Origin of the sequence: Nitrosomonas sp. Nm84, assembly GCF_003201565.1 — a bacterium.
Lineage (GTDB): Bacteria > Pseudomonadota > Gammaproteobacteria > Burkholderiales > Nitrosomonadaceae > Nitrosomonas.
In genome coordinates, this window is sequence record NZ_QJJP01000004.1 from 78,560 (window position 1) to 100,848 (window position 22,289).

Below are 22,289 nucleotides of genomic sequence, written 5' to 3' on the forward strand. Positions count from 1 at the left end.
AATATTACTTGGGATTAGTAGCTGGCAAAATCCGTGCAAGTACTTAAGCGCTAACCCTTATACGCGAATGTTCGGAGTGCTCTGGAGTGATAACTATCTATATCAGGCATGAATATTTTATTGGCAATGAAAACCGAAGTAGGATCGTCAAGAGCCTGAAGCTTTCATACCTGGCAATCGTAGGACAGTGCGACGAGATGAAGCCGATATTCATTATTGCCAACTGGAAGAAGAGTCAGCTGATGCAGCTTGGCTCAAACTAAAGAGTCTCCGGGAAACCCGGGGTGATTCAGCAGATTAACCGTTCTTATATACGCGACCAAACTGAATCAAAATAATCGCGATTCAGTTTGGTCTATCTGTCTAAATTATGCCGCTTGGAGTTATTCTACGTCGGTCTAGTTCTGTATCAGATCGGCTGTCCTGTGGTCCATTGACAATCGGAAAGTATGCATACTCCTCCAAAGCCTCTCAACTTGGGATAAAGCATTGTGACGATCTTTTCTGCTTGATCCTCTTCGCAGATGAGAACTATTATGGCATTGGGTTGTTCCAAACTATAGTCATTCGGATCCCGTTCACCGGTTGACCCAAGCCCCCCTACTTTTTTGACGACTGTGTAGCCGCGCACGTTGGCGTCTCGAAGTACGCTGAGCAGATCATCTAGCGCTTCTTCATTAATGACAATCTCGATTCGCTGCATTCTTTTTAAGATTCCTGGGCTTAATGGCATGATTTTTCTCCAAAAAATTATGTTGTTGCCGAAATTTGAACACTCTGATGCGTCATGGAGGCAATTCCGGAGGATTTCAAATAATTGGTAATTAATACAATAAAATAAATCAATGGGTTATCTTTCGCTGCCATCCTCGAGCATGGCGGCAGCGCTTTTTTATGGCACTACCGGCCTGATACTCGCAGCATTACATTAATGTATCTACCAGACGACAGCTCTTAATAACCGGATGCTAAAACCATGGGTAGTAGGTTTCATGTAAGTATTGGGCAGCCGCATAATACATGGGAATACCGATCACTATATTAAATGGGAAAGTGACCCCGAGCGATAAAGTCAGATAGAACGACGGATTGGCCTCCGGAACTGCAAGTTTCATCGCCGGTGGAACTGCGATATAGGAGCAACTTGCTGCCAGTACTGTTACCAATGTGATACCGCCTATCGAGTAGCCCAGCATGAAATGACCCACGGTTAAACCAAATGCTGCGCCAATCAAAGGCATGACAATGCCAAAACCGACCAGGAAGAAACCTACGGATCTGAATTCGGATATCCGTCTGCCGGCCTCCATTCCCATGTCGCACAGAAAGATACATAACGCACCCATAAAGATCAGTTCAAAGAAAGGTTCGATTTTCTTGTAGCTGGGTTCCGAAATCACCCAGCCAATCGCCATGGAGCCAAACAGCAGCAAGATACTGCCGTTGGTAAAGGCATCGAGTAGCAGATGCTTCATCATTCCCTTCTGATTTTTGGATTCTCCACCCAGGGCTCTTCGGGAATAGCCGGCAAGGACCAGACCAATCATGATTGCGGGCGATTCCATGATTGCCAGCATGATGACGGGATAGGCTTCATACGTCACGCCAATGCCTGCCAGAAACGCGACTGCCGTCATATAGGTTCCCGCGCTCACCGAACCGTAGTGCGCGGAAATGGCTGCGGCATTCAGGGGATCGATTCTGCCGATCACTCGCAGAATAATGTAAGCAATGATGGGCAGAATAATGCCAAATGCAAACGCCGCATACACGGCGGAGATCGCATCTGCCATGTTTGCGGCGGCGAGCTCTTTGCCGCCATGCAGCCCGATACCGATCAGCAAATAGATAACAATCATTTTATGCATATCGGGCGGAAATTTCAGATCCGATTTGATGAGGCAAGCAAACATACCCAATGCGAAGAACAGTATCGCCGGTACCAGAAGACTGGATAATGACATGGTTAGGCTCCTTTTATATTAAAGTCAGTGATTGAAGTTGCCCGCGCTGAAGTTCAATTGGGGCTTGCTCTATTACTGGCTGGTTCTTTGATACATCTGCAGCGAATAGTGTGCCCGATATCGTTAATAGGGCAGTCAGAATAAATCCGTAAGCTATTATATTTTTATACATTTACCATTTCTCCTAATTGTTAAAAGGCTTAACATAACGTAGTTGAAAACAACACATCAGAGACTGTAAGAAGCTTTTGGAACTAGAATAATTTCTTTGTTTTTCTAGGCCATTATTTTTATCTTTTACTAAGCTGTAACTTATCTGGGAATCGGGCTAATTTCTTGCCCTTTAAAATCCTACAAGAAAATAACGGATGGCAATATCCGTGCTGGCACGTAAGTGCAAACCCTTATGTATCAAATATCTGTAGAAAATAATTGTCTATTATCGTAAGATTTTTTACCGTAGTGGATATGCATTGCAGTAGGAAGATAATTTGATTAATGCGCTAAAAGACTTAAGCTTCCAAGTAGTATTTGAGGCAGCGGCAGATGCGATGCTGGTGACTGAAGATTCTGGTGACATAGTGTCGATAAATCCATCTGCGCAGCAGCTATTTGGTTATGCTGCAGACGAGTTGAATGGAATAGCGATTGAGACGCTGATAGCACCCCAGTATCGAAAACAGTATCGATATTATCAAGAATTCTTTTTTAACGAGCCAGTAAAGCGTTCCATGAGTGTTGGAAATGAACTTGTTGCGCTGGACCGTAATGGTAAAGAGATATTACTAGAAGTTAGTCTTAGTCCTATAAAAGTGCAGCATCAGTTATTTATTCTAATCAGATTAAATGTTGCCCATGAGCGTTTTGAAGCCGAAGAGGCGCTTCGGATTAGTGAAGAACGCTTGCGTTTAGCTAAGCAGGCAGCAGGTTTGGGTATTCTTGACTACGACTGCAATCGCAATATTGTTTATTGGGATAAACAGGTGCGCGAGCTATGGGGGGGTGAACATTCCGAAACCGTAAGCTATGAGGAATTCGTAGCGATGATACATCCAGAGGATCGTGCAGCGAGACAAACAGCTATCGATTATGCGATGGATCCCACTAGTAATGGTGAGTTCAGAGCAGAATATCGTGTTATTAATCCCAGCAATAATGCTGAGCGTTGGATATCTGCAATGGGACGGGTGTATTTCGAAAACGGATGTGCGAATCGTCTTGTAGGTGTGACGCGTGATGTGACAGAACAGAAAAATGCCCAGAAAAAGCTGCAAGCGCATCGCGACGAAGCAGAAAATATTCTTAAACAGCAAGTGGCAGCGCGCACGGCTTCAGCAATTGCTCATGAGCTTAATCAACCACTCGCTGCAATTTCTGCTTATAGCGAAGTATTATTACACGCATTACATAACGATACTACTAACTCTGATAGCTTGGAAAGAGCGCTCAAAGGCTGTGTCGAACAGGCCCAGCGTGCTGGCCGCAGCTTGCATGAGTTGCTGGCTTTTCTACAGAAAGGCGAATTGGTAACCGAGCGATTAAATCTTAATGATGCTATCAATGAGGCGCTAAGCATTTTGTGCAATGACGGTTACGAGAAATTCTGCGCAGTCCTTCATTTGGAGAAAAATCTTCCAGCGGTTCAATGTAACCACACTCAAGTGCAGAAAGCTTTGCTCAATTTATTTAGGAATGCTGTAGAAGCTATGCGTGCAGTGAATTTGCCTACCCTAACGATTGAAACTGCAGTGCAAACCGTAGCCGGAGCGAGCGTAGCGATAGTGACTATACAAGATAGCGGACCGGGTCTTGATCAAACCACGGCTAAGCGCATATTTGAGCCTTTTTTTACGACCAAGCCAACGGGTATCGGCATGGGGCTTGCGATCAGTTACGCATTGATTGAAGCCAACGGTGGCCAACTCTGGGTAGATCCTGACGCTAAGTCAGGCGCAAAATTCCATCTTACTTTACCTTTGGCGCCAGATCATGCATGAACCAGTTGTTTTTATTGTGGATGACGACGCGGCAGTGCGGGATTCTCTTACTTTGATGATCGAACAAGCAGGTATTCGCGTGCAATCTTTTGATAACGCAAGGATTTTTTTGAGTGCTTATCGACCGGATTTTTTCGGTTGCATCATTATAGACGTGCGGATGCCAGGAATGGATGGTCTGCAACTTCAAGAGGAACTAGTCTGGCGCAAAATCGAATTGCCCATCATTTTTCTTACCGGGCATGGCGATATTCCTATGAGCGTCAGGGCTATCAAAGCTGGCGCGGTGGATTTTCTGACTAAGCCGATAATACGGGAGAAGCTCTTGGTATGCGTGCGGGCTGCTTTTGCTGAAGCTAAAAATAAGATTAGCGACATTGCGCAAAATCGAAAAGCGCTATCATTTTGCCTGGCAAAGCTTACTGTCCGTGAGCGAGAAGTCACGGTACTAGCGGTTAAAGGGTATTCTAATAAGGAGATCGGATCGCGCCTGGGTATCAGTCACCGTACTGTAGAAATCCACAAATCTAAGATCATGCGCAAGACGGGTGCATTGAATTTGCTTGATCTTGCGCGTATTACCCGTGAAGGTGGATTGTGCAGCGGGAAGCCTTGAATAAATCATCGAGCAAGGCAGGGTGGTCAGTATTACAGTCACATACCTCAGAATGCACTAGTTGTTGAATATGGCATGCACAGCCCAATGAGCAGAGAAGGAAACTGTTCTTGGTTTCTTAGGGCGTATTGATAGCAAACACCTGCACTTACCTTCCGCTTGGACATAGGCCGCGAATTTTTGCAATTCGAGTCTGGTCAGAATGGTCGTTTGATACAATGATGAAATTTGATAAGACGCGATATGGATGCCAATCGACCTGAAACCAAAAATCCGATATGGATCGCCAGGGAAACATTAAAACATTTGGCTACCCAGCGAATTGCCCCCACACCGGATCAGTATGAATCGATTTATTATCAGATTGCCGGCACCAAACCGCCAGAGCATCCCGCTTCGCTCACGTTGGCGAATAAGTTAGTGACCACGTTACACGCCCTCGGTTTGCCCCAGGAAGCAAGTCGTCATATCGTCGATATCAATTTGGCGGCAAGCGATCAGAACTGGACGGCGGTTGCGCAATCGCTGGGTCAGTTGATCCTGTCGCAAGGCATGCTTGATCGTCGCTTGGAGCAGCCGTGGGGTGAGTTGCTACTGATGCTGTGGGATACGCGAACACAATCAGGTAGCGACCCGATTCGGCGCGAACAACTGACAGATGCCGTCAGGTCGTTTGCAAACCGCCCCGAACGATTGAATAGCGAAATACATGCCTTGGTTAAGCGTTGGCAGGATGAAACCCCTGCCAGCCTGGTGCCTGCAACAGTAAATGGTCATACTGATGCAGCTGGTACCGGACTGGAGGTCATTGAAGACCACTCGCTGGCAATAGCATTCTGGCGGCAATGGAAAGCACTCCTCGTCTCCACCTTGCGCGACGGATTGATTCCTCGTCTTGCCACGCATCAGCACTGGATCACGGAAATCGAATTCATCATCCAAAGAATCGAAACCGTCGATCAACCAGAAAATATCGACTGGTTGGAAAAGCGAATTCGGCAATGCTGGATTCACATGGCTTTACGGGTCGATCAGGAACAACGATTGATCGATGGGCTGGTGAATATGCTTGATCTATTTATCGAGCATACGTCATTACCACCGGATCTGGATCCCTGGATATTGCATCAACTCGAACTGATCCGGGAAAATCTCAAGACTCCTCTGGCACTGCACCGCATTTACGACGCGGAATCGATTTTGAAAGAACTTGTTTACCAGCAGGGCTTATTGCAGCATACGCTTGCCGAGGCACAGCAAACGCTGAAAGCCATGATTTCGCTGTTTCTCGAGCGTTTGGGAATTGTGACGGAAGCCACCGGCGAGTTTCAGGAAAAAATTGATCATTACACCGAGCGCGTCAAGCAGACCGACCAGGCCGTTGATCTCAAGTTGATATTGGAAAAACTGATGGAAGATACCCGGCACATGCAGCTCGACATGCTGCGCGCCCGCGATGAATTGATCAAAACAAGGCAACAGGCAGATGCATCGCAACAGCGTGTGGATGAATTGCGGCACCATTTACGGCAAGTCAGCGAACAAACGCGTGACGACCGACTGACCGGGGCCCTGAGCCATCGTGCGCTGGTCGAGACTTTCAATGAAGAGCAAGCGCAAATGATGCAAAGTGGCAAGCCATTGTGCCTGGTATTGCTCGATGTGGATAATTTGAGTGAACTCAGTTCCGAACTCGGCAGTCAGGCCGGCGATGACACGCTGACGCATTTGGTACAGATCATCAAGACCGTGATCAGACAGGATGACAGCGTGATCCGATACGGCTCAGAAGAATTTCTTATTCTGCTGCCCGACACCCTGCTCAGTACCGCTGCCGATATGATGCGGCGATTGCAACGCGAACTGACGAAACGTTTCTTCATGAGCAACAACAATCGTCTGCTGATTACTTTCAGTGCAGGCGTCACGCAATACCTGGCCAATGAAAGTCGCGAACAGGCTCTGGATCGCGCGGATTACGCTGTATTTCTGGCAAGAAAACAGGGTAAGAATCAGGTCGCCATCATTGAAGCCCTGGAGTCACCGGTAATTTAGACTATGTGCTTATCGTTCACCCGCATTCTGCCAAAAAGAAAAACTGAGATAGGAGGGCGTAAATGTGTTCCACGTCAAAACATCAATCGCGTTTGGTATGATCAGAGAAACCAGATGCTGAAAGATGAGAGTATGCGGATGAATTTGGAAGGGTATTGTTAAGCTTCCGGCACTCGGATTGTTACATGGTGGCTCCAGCATTGAACTAGACCGGTTGCAACACACTATGCCAGACTGGTAAATTCAAACCACCAATCATTGTTACCCAGGAGAATCCAGTGCAAAAAACTCGAATGATCATTGTTTGTTTGCTGATCTCAATCTCAACCACAACCCTCGCGGCCGATAAAGGCAACTGGCAAACCCTCACACTTTCCGAAGCTCAACGCAGTCACATACTGGAAGAAATGCGGGCATTGTTATCGGGTGCGCAAAACATACTGGCAGCACTAGCTACGGATGACATGGCGTCGGTTTCCAAATCTGCCCGCCCTCTGGGGTTGGGCATGGCGCATAAAGCTGAGGATCACTTGAAGAGTGTGTTGCCCAAAGAATTCATGCAGATGGGCATGTCTTTGCATCAGGATTTCGATCGCATTGCCGCAGATGCGGAATCCAAAAAAGATCCCAAGCTCACTCTGCGGCAGTTGAGCGACGCCATGACCAAATGCGTTGCCTGTCATGATACCTATCGAATCAGCACAATACCGGCATCCGTACAACCTGCGCAAGTGCAGCAGCACAATCACCATCATCATTAGCACCAGGCAAGGATATTTACATAGGAAGTTGCGAATATCGGCATACGTTTTGCATCGCTGATTCCAGATTAATTCGTTCAGCGCGGTAACCAGCCCAACCCTTTAGCATGCAAGCTTTGCACATAAAGTCGCTCATGGGTTTCTGTGATTGCAGTGGTTTCTGGATAAGCTCCTGTCGGATCTTGCAGATCGGCGACCACTTGCCCATTTTCAGTGAATGCCATGATGTGGCCATACGCTTTGGGTACAGGCCACAATGCACGTGGCAGTCGCAATGTAACCTTGCGTAGGAACGGTTTATCACTCATGGCATCGATAACCGGATTGCGCGGTTTGACGAAGCCAAGCCAGATTTTGCCATTGAGTCCGCGCATCAGGTTATCAGGGTAGCCAGGCAGATTGTCGAGTAACACGCTGGCGTGCAATGAATTTTTAGTGACATCAATCTCGTCAGCGGTCACTTGTATTTTCCACACGCGGAATTTTCCGGTTTCACAGACAAACAGCACTTTTTCATCACTGGATAGTGCAATTCCGTTGGCGAAACTCAATCCTTTTGCAATGATGCGTGTTGTTTTGTGTTTGGGGTCATATTCAAGAATGCGTCCGGTGGATGATTGTTCCAGGATATCCAAAATGCTTGCTTCGAAAGTACCCTTCCAGTTCACGGGCGCAAAGCGTGTTGAAGCATCGGTGAAGTAAATTTTGCCATTTTCTGCCACCACGATGGCATTGGCGTAACGAATCGGATCACCATGCACTCGGTCTGCTAGAACCCTGATGGTGCGATCCGATCCAACCGACAGCAAGCCCTTGACTGCGTCGGCTGCAATCAGGTTACCCGCTGCATCAAAATCAAAACCCAGTACACGCCCCCCACTGTTGATGAACACTTCCTGGGCGGTACCGTCAGGATTCATGCGAATGATGTTGCCACTTGCCATTGCCGCATAGAGCTTGCCGTCATGGCCTAGCACGACATGCTCCGGTCCAGCTTCGGTATCAAGGTCAATTAACTGGATGTCAGTAAGTCGATTATTGGGCGCATGTGGGCCAGCATATCCTGGTGCAACTGGCGCTTGCCAACTCACCGGATCTATCGGTACCGACCATAAGCTGAGATAAGCGGTCATTATCAGCACAGTGCTGGTAAGTGCCCAAATGATGGTCTTCATAGTATTCTACTCAATTAGGAATCTTCGGGAACTTGCATTAGCCAGATTGGGTGCAAATCACGAACCCAAGGCAAGCGATATGCACATCACAAGGGTGCTCAACAAAATTATACCTAATTCATCAACTGTATTCTCAACTCGCGACCGGTCCCCTTGTTGTGCGATTTTGCAAAGGTCTCGATGTGTCAAATAGTAGTGATGTAGACAGAGCATACCCAGCAAAACTGGATTTGTTCGTGCTTGCTCATTCATCTCAAACCGGAACTTTTACTTGGCTGCGCGTAACTGGTCGCTGAATATCTGAGTAAGCGCTAAATATGGATTACAGGTAAAAAAAGGCTTCTTTTGTACCCTAAGTTTTAAATGACACTTTGATACAGTCCGCATAGGCGATCCTACTTGTTTAGATTACCGGTATGTTTTGTCATAAGGACCGGGGTGAGAAGTTTCACTTCTTTCTATTTATATGGCATCTGAATCAGGTTTATGACTGATTTCAAATGCGGACACGTAAGTTAAAAAAGGGATTTACAATATGAAGATTCGATTCTTGGTAGCATACTTAATTGGTTCCAGCTTGATCGTAACTCCCATGGCGTTCAGCGCTGATCTCAATGCTATGAAAGTCACTAAGTATAAAACGTATAATCATAATATTTGGTTGTACTCGCTGAATGGAGATGTTCAGCAGAATGTGAGCGGGTATAAGTACGATGATTTTTTAGGTGTAGAAAGAATTAGTTTTAATGCCACCTCATATAACCAAGTGAATGGTGAATATTGGTCAATTTCTTGTGACTATCCTGCTGGCACAGCGGTGGTGTCGATTAATAAAGTCAGTAATAAGAACTGGATCGTGAGTTTAAAGGCTACTCTGGACCCGGCTGATCCACAATGTGGCTCTTATAACGTAGCTACACCAGTAGTGATTGATCTTAGCGGGAATGCCAATGATGCTTATCGAAACTCCTCGTCAGGACAAGGAAAATCTACCTATTCGGGAAATTCTTGGAAGTATAATTACCAAAGTGACGAACTCTCTGTAGATTTAGCGGGAACAGTCAATTCTATGAGTGGAACTTTGAGTGGTTATGCTAATGTTAGTCGAAACAGTAATCTTCAAAAAATAATCAAATAATTGGTATAAGCAGTCACTTCTGAAATGCAATAAGTCGGCTTGAGTTGGCTTATTGCATTTGCGAGATCAAGCTGCTCACTTTATTCCATCTATGCAGTAAAAAGATTCGTATCCAAGAATTGCTGTAAAAAGAAAAAGTGTCAGATCTAGAATTCAGAATCAAAAATCCTTGTTCTCTCGAAACATAATCAAGGCCAGGTATCGAGTCACGAAATCGAAACTGGCGATACGTACATTCAGACAGCATCCTCCAGTCCCTATCTTGCGAACTCGGTAAAAGTGACGCGCATCATTAGCAACTTATTCTAACGATTTCGACTAGATAATTCCTCTAATTGAAGATTTAGGGATAAATAATTCTGTGTGGTAAATATCACATTCCTTCTAATTATTAAGTCATAAAATAATTATTACCAATTAAGGAGACTCTGAATAACTCGTGTTTGCCATTCCGAGCGTAGGGGGAATCTTTAATAATCAATGTAATAGATTTCTCGCTCTTGCTCGAAATGACACTTGTTAAGGGTTTCCTTAAGGCGATAAATAAGGAATTTTAATCTCTATTAATTTGGAGGATCATCAAGATGAATACCCTTAGCGTTCATAATACTAAAGTGTCAATCAAGACTATATTAAATTTTGTTTTTTGCAGCTCGCTTATATTTCTGTCTCTGACTAGCACTAACAATTTGTTGGCTGCACGTGATTACTTCATACACACAGAAGCTTATAATCCACAAATTACGCAGCAGCCATGGACAATTACTGTCAATGAGTTAAATGGCGCAGCATTGATACCGCCAGATGATGCCTGCGGTATGCGTTTCGAAGGTGATTTGAACCTTGTGTGGCGCTCTGATGACTACAATTTAATTCACAATATTGCAACAAATGGAGGTGCTGATGTTTACTTACCACGTCCAACCTGCGGTGCTTGGAACGGTGTCGTAGTTGAACCAGATGGAAAAGCAGATTACGCGCCGCCTCACGATTTGAATGGTCGTATTGAAACATATTCCAACGGTTATTGGATTAACAGCAGTGGAGAAAAACTAATATACGTACACCAGCCGTGCACCCCAATGCCGGATTGTATTATTGGATCTCAAAGATTTGTTGCTAGTAATTGGTCGCGCGGGCTAGGCGTGCCCATTCAAGAACTCCAATTAGCACTCAATGCTATCGAGAAATCCAGGACTGTGAGCGTAATACTGAAAATCGCTGAGCGAGCTGCCACAACCGCAGCCACAGCTGAGAAAACTCTAATCAAGCAATTAACAATCCGCCGCGGTGTTGACACAGGTAATCTTGAGAAAAGCATCCGGCAACTTGAAGATACTGCTCGAACTGGTGTAGCCGCTACCCGCACGTCAATTGACCTCTGCATTAATGCCTTGCGTCAAAATAATCGTAATGATGCCTATCGTGCATGCAATTCAGCCCTGCTACAAGTACAACGTGCGCGTTTTTTACTCGACACTGGAGATGCCTGGGTACAGTAATTAGTCTTTGCTGGAATAAATAAGGTAATCCCTCGGCTCTGCTGCGGGACTGAATTGCCTCGGGGGAACAGAGATTGTTTAAGGCAAAAAAGGTGTCAAATCTAGAATCAAGAATCCTTGTTCTCTCGAAACATAATCAAGGTCAGGTATCGAATTACGAAATCGAAACTGGTAATACGTGCATCCGGACAGCATTCTCCAATCCCTGCCTTGCGAGCCCGGTAAAAATGACGCGAATCATTCCTCCTTATATATTTTCTCCATCGGGATTCCTTCCACTAGGCTGAATTGTTCCCCGGGTTTTAGTTTCATCGCCGCATCCAATAGCGCTTTGGTACTTATTATTGTGTTGCACCTCTTAGTTTCATAAAACATAACGTAAAGCTAAGGGTCGGGCGTGATAGCTCCCGTCCCGCTTGAGCGCGATGTTACCATTTAGCATACGCTGTACGCTTCGGGGCAGAGCGAAGAAAGAACCAAGGTTTTGCTTCAAATTTTGCTCGCTTCCAATTTTTTATGAGTTATCGTTATGTATTTTAATGGAAATTAAGAAACGAGCAAGACAAATGATGTCAACAAATGCGACAATACTGCCCGCTAAAAACTGCTTGATCGTCAGGCTGTTAACTGATCCAGACATGCAACTGATATTTCTATGAAAAAATTTTCTCCCGATGTCATCACAAGACGGCTTACCAATCTTCCCAATCCAACGTATGCGGAAGACTTGCCCGTGCATGCCAGACGGGACGAAATCAAGCGTGCGATAGAAAATCATCAGGTGGTCATCATCTGTGGCGAGACGGGGTCCGGCAAAACCACGCAAATTCCCAAAATTTGCCTGGAACTCAAGCGCGGTGTGGCCGGTATGATCGGGCATACGCAACCGCGCCGTATCGCGGCCCGCACGGTTGCCGCGCGCATTGCGGATGAGCTGAAAAGTCCGCTGGGGCAGGCAGTCGGCTACAAAATCCGTTTTTCCGACAAAATCAGTTCTGACGGCTATATCAAACTGATGACCGATGGTATTTTGCTGGCGGAAACACAGGGTGATCCGCTGTTATGGGCTTATGACACACTGATTATCGACGAGGCGCATGAACGCAGTCTGAATATCGATTTTCTGCTCGGTTATATCAGCCAGTTATTGCCGAAACGGCCTGACCTCAAGTTAATTGTGACTTCCGCCACCATCGATGCGCAGCGCTTTTCCCGGCATTTCAATGATGCGCCGGTGATTGAAGTGACCGGAAGACTTTATCCGGTAGAAATCTGTTACCGTCCGTTGGTTGCCGATGACGAAGAAGATGGCGATATGCAACAGGCCATTGTCAACGCGGTCGATGAATTGATTGCATTCGGTCCGGGAGATATTCTGATTTTTTTACCCGGCGAGCGCGAAATCCGGGAAACCGCTGAAACCTTGCGCAAGCACCATTTCGACCGCTTGCGTCCAGGATTATCCGGGGTGGAGATATTGCCACTGTTTGCACGCCTATCGTTTACTGAGCAGGAACGCATATTCCAACCCGGCAGTACGCGCCGCATCGTATTGTCCACCAATGTTGCTGAAACGTCACTGACCGTGCCGGGCATTCATTACGTCATTGATACCGGCTGGGCGCGCGTCAATCGTTACAGTTATCGTAACAAGGTTGAACAATTGCTGGTGGAGAAGATTTCTCGTGCATCGGCCAATCAAAGGGCAGGGCGTTGCGGCCGCATTGCCAATGGCGTTTGTATGCGCCTGTATGCAGAGCAGGATTATCAGGGGCGGCCTGAATTTACCGATCCGGAAATCCTGAGATCTTCATTGGCAGCTGTCATTTTACGCATGAAGTCGCTGAAAATCGGCGATGTGGAAAGTTTCCCGTTCCTGGAACCGCCGTCGCCACGGATGATTGCCGACGGCTATCAATTGCTGGCGGAACTTGGGGCGGTCGATGACAACCGGCAACTGACTGCAATTGGCTGGCGCTTGGCGAAATTTCCAATCGATCCCAAAATTTCCCGCATGATTTTGGCGGCAAAACATGAAAACTGCCTGCATGAAGTGCTGATTATTGCGGCTGCGCTGAGTTTGCAAGATCCGCGTGACCGGCCGTTTGAGCATCAAGCCGCGGCTGATCGCGCACACCTGCGCTTTGTCGATGAACACTCGGATTTTCTGTCTTACTTGAAATTATGGGACTTTTTTGATGAATTGCTCAAGCATAAAAAATCTACCCGCAAGCTGATCGCGCATTGCCGTGAGCACTTTCTGTCGTATCGGCGGTTGCGAGAATGGCGTGAAATTCATGGTCAACTGCACGTGCTGATGAGTGAATTGGGGTTCAAACCGAATGAAATTCCGGCCGGTTATGATGAGATCCATCGTGCGTTGCTGGCAGGATTGCTGGGCAATATCGGATTTAAAACTGAGAAAGAGGGCGAATATCTGGGCGCCCGCGGTATCAAATTCGCCATTTTTCCCGGTTCAACTCTGAAAAAGGGTAAAACGAAATGGGTGGTTGCGGCGGAATTGGTTGAAACCAGCAAATTGTATGCACGTTGTGTGGCTCGAATTGATCCGATTTGGCTGGAGAGAATTGCCGGGAATTTATGCAAGAAGCATCATTTTGATCCGCATTGGGAAAAGAAACAGGCGCAAGTGATGGTGTTTGAGCGCGTCACGTTGTATGGCTTGATGATTGTTCCCAAGCGCACGGTTCATTACGGCACCATCAATCCTGAAGAATCGCGCGAGATTTTCATCCGTTCGGCGCTGATTGCCGGCGAGTACGTGACGGATGCGCCGTTCTTTGTGCACAATCAGGCATTGATTCATGACATCGAGGAACTGGAACATAAAGCGCGGCGCCAGGACGTACTGGTCGACGAGCAGGAAATTTTTGCCTTCTATGATGCCATCATTCCGCAAAAAATCATCAACGGCGCGGGGTTTGAGAAGTGGCGCAAATTAGCCGAGCAGCAGAATCCGCAGGTGCTTTATCTGCAGCGCGAGTTGCTGATGCGCCATGCGGCCGGACATATTACTGAAGTGCAGTTTCCGGAGACCATGACATTGCCGGACGACAGCGTACTGCCGTTGACTTACCGGTTTGATCCCGGTCACGCGTTGGATGGTGTGACCGTGTGCGCGCCGCTGCCGTTGCTCAACCGGTTGGATACCCGACAATTGGATTATCTGGTGCCCGGCCTGATTCGCGATAAGGTCACCTGGTATTTTAAGGCGCTCCCCAAGCAGATCCGTCGCATGCTGGTGCCATTGCCGGAATCGGTCACGGCGTTTCTGGAACGGCAAGCGAACGCTTTGCAGCCGGTGTCATTACAAGATGCTTTGGCGCAATTCATTTTACGCAAAACCACGCTGTCGGTTGCGCCGGAAACTTGGAACATCCAAGACATGCCGGTTCATCTGCGCATGAACATTCAAGTCGTCGATGACGCCGGGCAGGAACTGGCGATGAGCCGTGATCTGACCGAATTACAACTACAATTGGGAAAGGCCGCGCAAATGACCTTTGTCAAACGGGATGCCGGGAGCGACAAAATCGGTATTGAACGCGATCACATCACGCAATGGGATTTCGGCGATTTACCCGTAACCGTGACATTCCAGCGCAATAATCAGCAACTGACAGGTTATCCCGCACTGGTCGATCAGACCGACAGTGTCGCTATTCGCTTATTTGATACATCCGCGGCGGCAGACAGCACAATGCGCTTGGGTATCAGGCGATTGCTGTGTCTGGCGCTGAAAGACCAACTCAAACAACTGGAGAAGAATCTGCCGGGACTCAAACAAGCGACCATGCAACTGACAACCCGAATGAATCCGGGCGATTTGAAACAGGATATGTTGGATGCCATCATCGATCGCGCATTGTTGGCGGATGATCCTTTACCGCGAAGTGAATCCGAATTTGTTGCACAGAGTCAGCGGGCTAAAGGTCGCCTGCCAGAAGTCGCCACAGCGCTGGCCGGCTTGCTGCAGCAGATAGGCAGCGAATATCAAATCCTGATGGGGCGATTAACAACATTTCGTATCGACAGGGTAAAAACTGAAGTCAGTAATCAGCTTGAAAATCTTATTTATCCTGGTTTTCTCAGTCAAACCGCTTGGCAAAGACTACAGCAAATTCCACGCTATGTGAAAGGCATGTCGCTGCGCCTGGAAAAATTCTCCAACAATCCTGAGCGTGATGCGCAAAACAGCCTGGAAATCGCCATGCTTTGGCAGCAATATTGTCAGCGCCGAGAAAAACACCAAAAGATTGGATTGATTGATGACAATATCAGCGAATTTCGCTGGCAGATCGAAGAATTGCGCGTATCGCTGTTCGCACAGGAATTAAAAACCCCGCATCCGGTATCGGTTAAACGATTACAGAAACTATGGGAGAGTGTGCGGGCCTGATTTGACAGGCCACTGAAAAACGCGATCTGCCATGTTAAAAAACAGGCTCAAAATGTGCGTTGATTATGCAGAAACTACGCTTCTTACCTGATAAAGAAACAGGAACCAAAGCTCCTGTTCCGCATTAACAAGCCGTTGAAAAACGTTTTCGAGGCAGCCATACAAGGCAAAAAACAGGCGAGAAAGCGCAGTTTATGCGTAATAAATGAGCATTTTGAGCTTGTTTTTAGCACCGTAGCGGCAACGCAGATAGTTTTTCAACGGCCTGTTAAATGTAAATCAACAAAATTTCACAGCGCCGAATAAACCACCGCGGCAACCAATCCGCCGATAAAACCGCCCACTACCGGTACCATGGCATAGCCCCAATCGCTGTCGCGTTTGTTGGTCATCGGGAGAATCGCGTGCATGATGCGCGGCCCCAGATCACGAGCAGGGTTGACGGCAAAGCCGGTGGGCCCACCTAATGACAGGCCGATACCAAACAGTAGCAATGCGGCCGGTAATGCATCCAATGAGCCCAGGCTCGCCTGTGGTGAAACCATCATCATTACGCCGAATACCAGCATGAATGTGCCGACTGCCTCGGTAATTATATTATTGAAGGGGCTGCGGATAGCTGGGCCGGTACAAAATGCCGCCAATTGCATATCGGGATCGGTCGTTGCATCAAAATGCTGGCGATAGGTAATCCATACCATCAGTGCGCCCAACATAGCGCCCAGCATTTGCCCGAGCGCATAAATCGGCACATCGTTCCACGCGAACTTGCCTGCAGCAGCGAGGCCGATACTGACCGCAGGATTCAAATGTGCGCCGCTGGAAGCGGCTACGGCATAAACCGCCACGAAAAGCGCAATGCCCCAACCGGCTGCAATCGTTAACCATCCGGCATTATTACCTTTGGATTTATTCAGCACCACGTTGGCAACGACGCCATTGCCCAATAACACTAAAATAAAAGTACCAATCAATTCACCAAGAAAAGGACTCATCGCTATCACCTTACAATTAGGTTGAACTTCGGAAAATCTACTTCAGGATCAGCAAGGAAAATTAATGTATTGATTGTGCTATTGAAATTTTCCAGCCACTCAGAAGGAAAAATGATTATTACATAAAATAGGTATAAGATATATTTGAATAATATGAGCATTGGAAATGATTGCTTTGCTGGCGGCAGCTTCTTGAATTATCGTTTTTCGTTAAGCATCCAGTTAAATTCCAGAAATTTAATGTCTAAATTTTCGATGATGAGTAATTCTTTTGCGCGTGAGGTATCGGCTAGGCTATCGCGATAATGTGCAAAGAATTGCGACAGGCTGGACCAGCCTCGCCAGCCGCGCTCGAAATCTTCGGCATACCAATCGAAGATTTCAGACACTTCGAGTTTCTCGGTTTCTTCGTTATACCGGTTGCGTGATCGATCCGACAGAAAAGCGCGTGTCGCTGCTTCCAATTGTTGTTCCAGTTCTATGCCGGTATATGCGCGATTACGTAGCGCCGGACAGTCGATAGATGCGCGATTAAGCGCAAAATGAATGCGCGGTTCGTCATAATTTCTCGGTTTGCGGATCAGGTCTTTTTCAAGATCATCCAATGAAAGGAATTCTCCAAATAGCGAGATAAAATTTATTTTCCGCTGGTTCTTCAGCATGGAAATTAAACGATATTTCCATGACAGTGTAACCGGCGCGTAGGCTCTCAGGGTAGCGATCGAAGCATAACTGCGCAGCATCATTTCTACAGTCGACGCGTTGTATGCGTTGATTAAAAAAGCCAGCTGTTCGGATTTATCCCAATCTAAGAAATCACTTTTCTGGACTTTTGAGAGTTGGTCCAAATACTTTATCAACTGACCGTGATACGACGCAAACCCAATGTAATAGACCCGACTGACTTGTCCTTGATTCATCATATGAACATGCTCCCGCAGCAACTCATCCCATATCGTGTGATCGAATCGAGCTGCCGAAGCGGTATGCGAAGTGATGCACAGTAATACTATTATTAGTAATAATCGTTTAAGTATCAATAGTGTGCGCCTTTATTCGTGGTTGGAAATGTAGCACGGGGTCATGCATAGCGTCACCTAAACTTATAGGTAGTGAAGATTGTCCATCGTATCAGGGAAGTGTGAAAAAGGAAAAAGCTATGAAATTGTTAAGCTGGAATATCCAATGGGGAAGGGGCATGGACGGGCGAGTCGATCTTTCGCGTATTCTGCAGACCATTCGTCAATTAGGTGATTTCGATGTGATTTGCCTGCAGGAAGTCGCGGTTAATTTTTCCGGTTTGCCAGACAGCAAAGGTGAAGATCAAATGGCTGAATTATCGGCTGGATTGCCCGGCTACACGCCGATTTATGGTGTGGCTACGGATGTGCCGGCAAGGAGGGGCGGTCGAAGTCTGTTTGGCAATGCTATTTTTACCCGCTTCCCGGTTGGCCAGGTGTGGCGGCATTTGCTGCCCTGGCAAGCGGAATTGGCAGTGCCCAGTATGCAGCGGATGCTGGTGGAGGCTGTCATAACGACGGATATCGGTGCGGTGCGCGTGATGACCACGCATCTTGAGTATTACTCGCAGCGTCAGCGTGAAATTCAGATTGATGCGATTCGTCGCTTGCATGGTGAAGTCTGGGCCATGTCGCAACGAAAATTTCTGACTGAAGAACAAGGGGGGACTTTTGAAGTTTTTCCGAGGCCGGCGGAAGCGTTCTTGTGCGGTGATTTGAATTTCCCAGCAACAGCGACTGAGCGTGCGCAAATTCTCGCGCCTTTCGGCGGCGATGGCACGCCGAGTTTTCAGGATGCCTGGTCGGTATTGCATCCCGCTACACCGCATACGCCAACTGTGGGCATTCATCCGGTGGATTTCGTTGATCAGCCTGAGTGCTTCGATTTTATTTTTATCACTGATGGATTGGTGCATCATCTCAAAGCGTATGGCATTGATGTCGCGACGAAAGCTTCCGACCACCAACCGGTATGGGTTGAGCTTGGGTGATGGATATCTGAAGGAGTTGGTTGCTCTGCAGATATCCAATGGATGCATTCTCATAATCATAATTGATATACTGCGCGTTTCAACCATTAGAACTCAAGGGAACGAAAGTTACATGAAATTACATTATTTTATTATGGGCGCATTACTACTGGCGATATTGACCGCCTGTGAACAAAAACCAACCACTGCTACTGACAAAGTGGTGGATAAAGTCAATGACGCGCTGGATCGCAGACCGAACGAGAAAGTTCGCGATGCTGCGGAAGATGTGAGTGATGCTGTCAAAGACGCTTCCAAGGAAATTCAGAAAGGCGTGGAAGCAGTCACTGAGGAAATGAAAAAGTAGGATTGACAGGGTGTGATTAACAGGTCGTTGAAAAACGTATTCGAGGCGCAATTGCTGCAAGGCAGAAACGGATAAAAAAAGCGCATTCATTTCCGATTAATGAGCATTTTTGCCTGTTTTTGATACCACGGTGGCAACGCAGAGAGAGTTTTTCAACGGTCTGTTAGTTAGTGATTGAGATCAACATCTAAGCCACAGTTTTTCGGTAGGGGAAATTGTCCTTTCGTAGGCGCAGTATTCCTTTAAAAAATACGAGCACCAAAATTCTCAAAATAGTATTGGCCAATTTCATCACGGGTAAATTGATGATTCTGCCCGCCGCGTTGGGCGATTTTCAGGGCACCCATCAGTGAACCGAGTTGTCCTGTCGTTTGCCAGTCCAGGTTATTGACGATACCGTACAATAAGCCAGCGCGATAGGCATCGCCGCAACCGGTAGGATCAATGATTTCGCGGGGCTTGATGCAGGGGATGTCGAATTGTTTGCCATTGGCATAGATGACGGAACCTTGTGCCCCCAATGTGATGATCAGCGCTTTGGCTTTATTTGCCAGGGACTCAAGATTGTGTCCTGTACGGTCTTGCAGCATCTGACCTTCATAGTCGTTGACAGCGATGTAGTCTGCTTTGTCGATGAAGTCCAATAGTTCTTCACCGTTATACATCGGCAAACCTTGTCCTGGATCAAAAACAAACGGAATGCCGGCTGCGTGAAATTCGCGGGCGTGCTGCATCATGCCGTCACGTCCATCCGGCGCGATAATGCCTAGCCGAATATCGTTGGCATCCGGCACGGAATTCAGGTGCGAAAAATTCATCGCGCCGGGATGAAAAGCGGTGATTTGATTGTCATCCAAATCGGTAGTGATGAATGCTTGCGCAGTGAATGTATCCGGAACGTGCTGCACATGACTTTGGGTCAGGTGCAATTGTTCAAACCGTGCGGCGTAGGGTGCATAGTCGTCACCGACAGTAGCCATCATCACAGGTTCGCCACCGAGCATTTTCAAATTATAGGCGATATTACCCGCGCATCCACCGAATTCACGGCGCATTTCAGGAACCAGGAACGCGACATTCAGTACGTGAATCTTATCCGGCAGGATGTGATTCTTAAAATAATCTGGGAAAACCATAATATTATCGTAAGCGATCGAACCACAAATCAGTGTGCGCATAGTTTTTGATAGATAGTGATGATTAGATGGGACGAACAGCTACGGCAGGCTTCACAGAAATTCTAATGATTCGATAAATCTGTGTTTTCCTGCCGTGATGCTGAGAATGAAATGCAATGATTCTGCTTTTAGGCGCTAGGTTTCCAGGCCAAATCTAATTCGCGCGCTGCTTTAACATCATCCAGCTTACGCACCGGCATGGTGTGCGGTGCACCTTTTACCATATCTGGCTGCAGTTCGATTTCCTGTAGAATTTCTTTCATCGATTTGACAAACGCATCCAGCGTTTCCTTGGATTCCGTTTCTGCCGGTTCGATCAATAAGCATTCAGGTACCAGCATCGGGAAGTACGTGGTGGGGGCGTGATAGCCTTTATCCAGCAGCCGTTTGGCCAAGTTCATCGCAGTGACGCCAGTTTTATCTTTAATATCTTTCATGGTGACAATAAATTCATGGCTGGCGCGGCGGGTAGGGTAGGCAATCTCAAAACCTGCTTTACTGAGCTCGGCCATCAGATAATTGGCATTCAGTGTGGCAAATTCGGAAATGCGGTGCATGCCGTGCATGCCTAGCAAGCGAATATAGATATACGCACGCAGTAGAACGCCAGCATTCCCCATGTGAGCGGATAAGCGTCCGATCGATTGAGGCTTGTCTTTTTCAGTAATCCAGCGATAGGCATTACCTTCCTTGGCGACAATCGGAATGGGCATAAACGGTAATAAACGCTCGGCTACGCCTACGGGTGCAGAGCCGGGTCCACCGCCGCCATGCGGCGTGGAGAAGGTTTTATGCAGATTGATGTGAATCACGTCAAATCCCATATCACCCGGTTTTACTTTACCCAGTACGGCATTCAGATTAGCACCATCGTAATACAGCAATCCGCCGACTTGATGCACGACACGACTCATTTCAGCGACATTCTTCTCAAATACGCCTAATGTGGAAGGATTGGTCAACATCAGTCCGGCTGTTTGCGGCCCAACCGCAGCCTTCAGTGCATCCAGATCCACATTGCCTTCTTTGTCGGTAGCGATTTCCACCACTTTGAAGCCGCACATCACAGCAGTAGCCGGGTTAGTGCCATGCGCTGCGTCCGGCACAATGATTTCGGTACGAGCAAAATCGCCGCGCGATTCGTGATACGCGCGAATCATCATTACACCGATCAATTCACCTTGTGCGCCGGCCATTGGCGTCAGACTGACACCGGCCATGCCGGTGACAGCTTTTAGTGTTTCCTGTAATTCATACATGCAGGCTAGAAAACCTTGTCCCGTATCTTCCGGTGCGAGGGGGTGCCGGGACAGATACTGCGGCAACATGGCCAATGAGTTACACGCGCGGGGGTTGTATTTCATCGTACACGAACCCAATGGATAGAATTCGGTGTCAATGGAGAAATTCTTCTGTGATAAACGGGTGTAGTGACGTACCGTGTCCATCTCAGAGACTTCCGGCAGAAGCACTGGCGATTTGCGCAGCAAGTTTTGTGGGATCTTCGACTTACTGGCCGGTGTTGCCGGTGACTGAGAATAATTACGACGCCCTGGGCGCGAGTGTTCAAATATCAGCATGATGTATGGTATGGATAAAGCGTTAATTTATTTTAAGGCAGCCAAGGCGGCTTCATAATTTGGTTCGTCGGCGATTTCCGGAACCAGTTCAGCATGAATAATGGTGTCAGATTCATCCAAAACAATCACCGCGCGTGCCGTGATGCCGGCAAATGGGCTGTCTGCGATGAAAACTCCATAGTCCTTCATGAAATTGGCGCCACGCATGGTTGACAGCGTAATTACCTTATCCAGACTTTCGGCATCGCAGAAGCGACTCATGGCAAAAGGTAAATCAGCAGCAATGATCAGCACGACGGTATTATCCATATTACTGGCTTGTTGATTAAACTTGCGTGTCGAGATCGCGCATACCGGCGTATCCAGGCTCGGAACGATGTTTAGTACTTTCTTTTTACCGGCGTAGTTAGCCAGCGTGACATCTTGCAGATCTCTATTGACAAGAGAGAAGGGAGGCGATTTCTGTCCGACTTTGGGAAAAGTGCCTTCAATTTTGATAGGATTTCCTTTAAGAGTAACCATAATTTTTTCCTTAATAACTACAAATATTA

17 protein-coding genes are annotated in these 22,289 nt (G+C 47.2%); 9 read left to right on the top strand and 8 right to left on the bottom strand.

Going from position 1 to position 22,289, the window contains the following annotated elements; genetic code table 11:
- Nucleotides 1–409: 409 nt before the first annotated feature.
- Complete coding sequence (locus C8R34_RS03525) at nt 410–733, bottom strand: P-II family nitrogen regulator (protein ID WP_258364338.1); 324 nt, start codon at nt 731–733, stop codon at nt 410–412.
- Between the two features lie 235 nt (nt 734–968).
- Nucleotides 969–1,964: a sodium-dependent bicarbonate transport family permease gene (locus C8R34_RS03530; protein WP_110337904.1), complete on the bottom strand. Its 996-nt coding sequence runs from the start codon at nt 1,962–1,964 to the stop codon at nt 969–971.
- A 491-nt stretch (nt 1,965–2,455) separates the two neighbouring features.
- Between C8R34_RS03530 and C8R34_RS03535 the strand changes: the two genes are divergently transcribed.
- From C8R34_RS03535 to C8R34_RS03550, 4 genes are all read left to right on the top strand, one after another.
- A complete protein-coding gene (locus C8R34_RS03535) occupies nt 2,456–3,961 on the top strand; it encodes a PAS domain S-box protein (protein WP_110337906.1) in 1,506 nt (501 codons plus the stop codon).
- On the top strand, nt 3,954–4,577 hold the full coding sequence (locus C8R34_RS03540) for a response regulator transcription factor (protein ID WP_110337908.1): 624 nt from the start codon (nt 3,954–3,956) through the stop codon (nt 4,575–4,577). The genes C8R34_RS03535 and C8R34_RS03540 overlap by 8 nt, the downstream gene beginning before the upstream one ends.
- Nucleotides 4,578–4,805: 228 nt before the next feature.
- Nucleotides 4,806–6,632, top strand: coding sequence for a GGDEF domain-containing protein (locus C8R34_RS03545; RefSeq protein WP_132467055.1), 1,827 nt, complete (start codon nt 4,806–4,808; stop codon nt 6,630–6,632).
- Nucleotides 6,633–6,910: 278 nt separating this feature from the next.
- Nucleotides 6,911–7,393 (top strand): hypothetical protein, encoded by a 483-nt coding sequence (locus C8R34_RS03550; RefSeq protein WP_219999585.1) that lies wholly within the window; start codon nt 6,911–6,913, stop codon nt 7,391–7,393.
- Nucleotides 7,394–7,470: 77 nt separating this feature from the next.
- Here the strand turns inward: C8R34_RS03550 and C8R34_RS03555 are convergent, their stop codons facing one another.
- Nucleotides 7,471–8,568: an SMP-30/gluconolactonase/LRE family protein gene (locus C8R34_RS03555; RefSeq protein ID WP_110337914.1), complete on the bottom strand. Its 1,098-nt coding sequence runs from the start codon at nt 8,566–8,568 to the stop codon at nt 7,471–7,473.
- Between the two features lie 535 nt (nt 8,569–9,103).
- Between C8R34_RS03555 and C8R34_RS03560 the strand changes: the two genes are divergently transcribed.
- The 3 genes from C8R34_RS03560 (at nt 9,104) to hrpA (ending at nt 15,628) form a co-directional block, all read left to right on the top strand.
- On the top strand, nt 9,104–9,706 hold the full coding sequence (locus C8R34_RS03560; RefSeq protein ID WP_110337916.1) for a hypothetical protein: 603 nt from the start codon (nt 9,104–9,106) through the stop codon (nt 9,704–9,706).
- 692 nt (nt 9,707–10,398) lie between these two features.
- The gene (locus tag C8R34_RS03565; RefSeq protein WP_132467056.1) at nt 10,399–11,208 is read left to right on the top strand and encodes a hypothetical protein; all 810 of its coding nucleotides are present in this window, start codon (nt 10,399–10,401) and stop codon (nt 11,206–11,208) included.
- 655 nt (nt 11,209–11,863) lie between these two features.
- Complete coding sequence (hrpA, locus tag C8R34_RS03570; protein ID WP_110337920.1) at nt 11,864–15,628, top strand: ATP-dependent RNA helicase HrpA; 3,765 nt, start codon at nt 11,864–11,866, stop codon at nt 15,626–15,628.
- A gap of 290 nt (nt 15,629–15,918) precedes the next feature.
- Here hrpA and C8R34_RS03575 read toward each other — a convergent pair whose 3' ends face one another.
- Nucleotides 15,919–16,623, bottom strand: a complete 705-nt coding sequence (locus C8R34_RS03575; protein WP_110337922.1) for an MIP/aquaporin family protein — start codon at nt 16,621–16,623, stop codon at nt 15,919–15,921.
- Nucleotides 16,624–16,820: 197 nt separating this feature from the next.
- Nucleotides 16,821–17,546 carry a DUF547 domain-containing protein gene (locus C8R34_RS03580; protein WP_110337924.1) on the bottom strand — a complete coding sequence of 242 codons (726 nt, stop codon included), beginning with the start codon at nt 17,544–17,546 and terminating at the stop codon, nt 16,821–16,823.
- Between the two features lie 236 nt (nt 17,547–17,782).
- On the opposite strand from C8R34_RS03580, the gene C8R34_RS03585 reads away from it, so the two are divergent.
- On the top strand, nt 17,783–18,634 hold the full coding sequence (locus tag C8R34_RS03585) for an endonuclease/exonuclease/phosphatase family protein (protein WP_110337926.1): 852 nt from the start codon (nt 17,783–17,785) through the stop codon (nt 18,632–18,634).
- A 112-nt stretch (nt 18,635–18,746) separates the two neighbouring features.
- Complete coding sequence (locus C8R34_RS03590) at nt 18,747–18,980, top strand: hypothetical protein (RefSeq protein ID WP_132467057.1); 234 nt, start codon at nt 18,747–18,749, stop codon at nt 18,978–18,980.
- 242 nt (nt 18,981–19,222) lie between these two features.
- Here the strand turns inward: C8R34_RS03590 and C8R34_RS03595 are convergent, their stop codons facing one another.
- The 3 genes from C8R34_RS03595 to tpx all read right to left on the bottom strand — a co-directional run bounded on the left by C8R34_RS03595 (nt 19,223) and on the right by tpx (nt 22,260).
- On the bottom strand, nt 19,223–20,158 hold the full coding sequence (locus tag C8R34_RS03595) for a carbohydrate kinase family protein (protein ID WP_110337930.1): 936 nt from the start codon (nt 20,156–20,158) through the stop codon (nt 19,223–19,225).
- A gap of 128 nt (nt 20,159–20,286) precedes the next feature.
- Nucleotides 20,287–21,738, bottom strand: coding sequence for an aminomethyl-transferring glycine dehydrogenase subunit GcvPB (gene gcvPB / locus C8R34_RS03600; RefSeq protein WP_110337932.1), 1,452 nt, complete (start codon nt 21,736–21,738; stop codon nt 20,287–20,289).
- Between the two features lie 27 nt (nt 21,739–21,765).
- On the bottom strand, nt 21,766–22,260 hold the full coding sequence (gene tpx, locus C8R34_RS03605) for a thiol peroxidase (protein WP_181415472.1): 495 nt from the start codon (nt 22,258–22,260) through the stop codon (nt 21,766–21,768).
- Between the last annotated feature and the right edge of the window lie 29 nt (nt 22,261–22,289).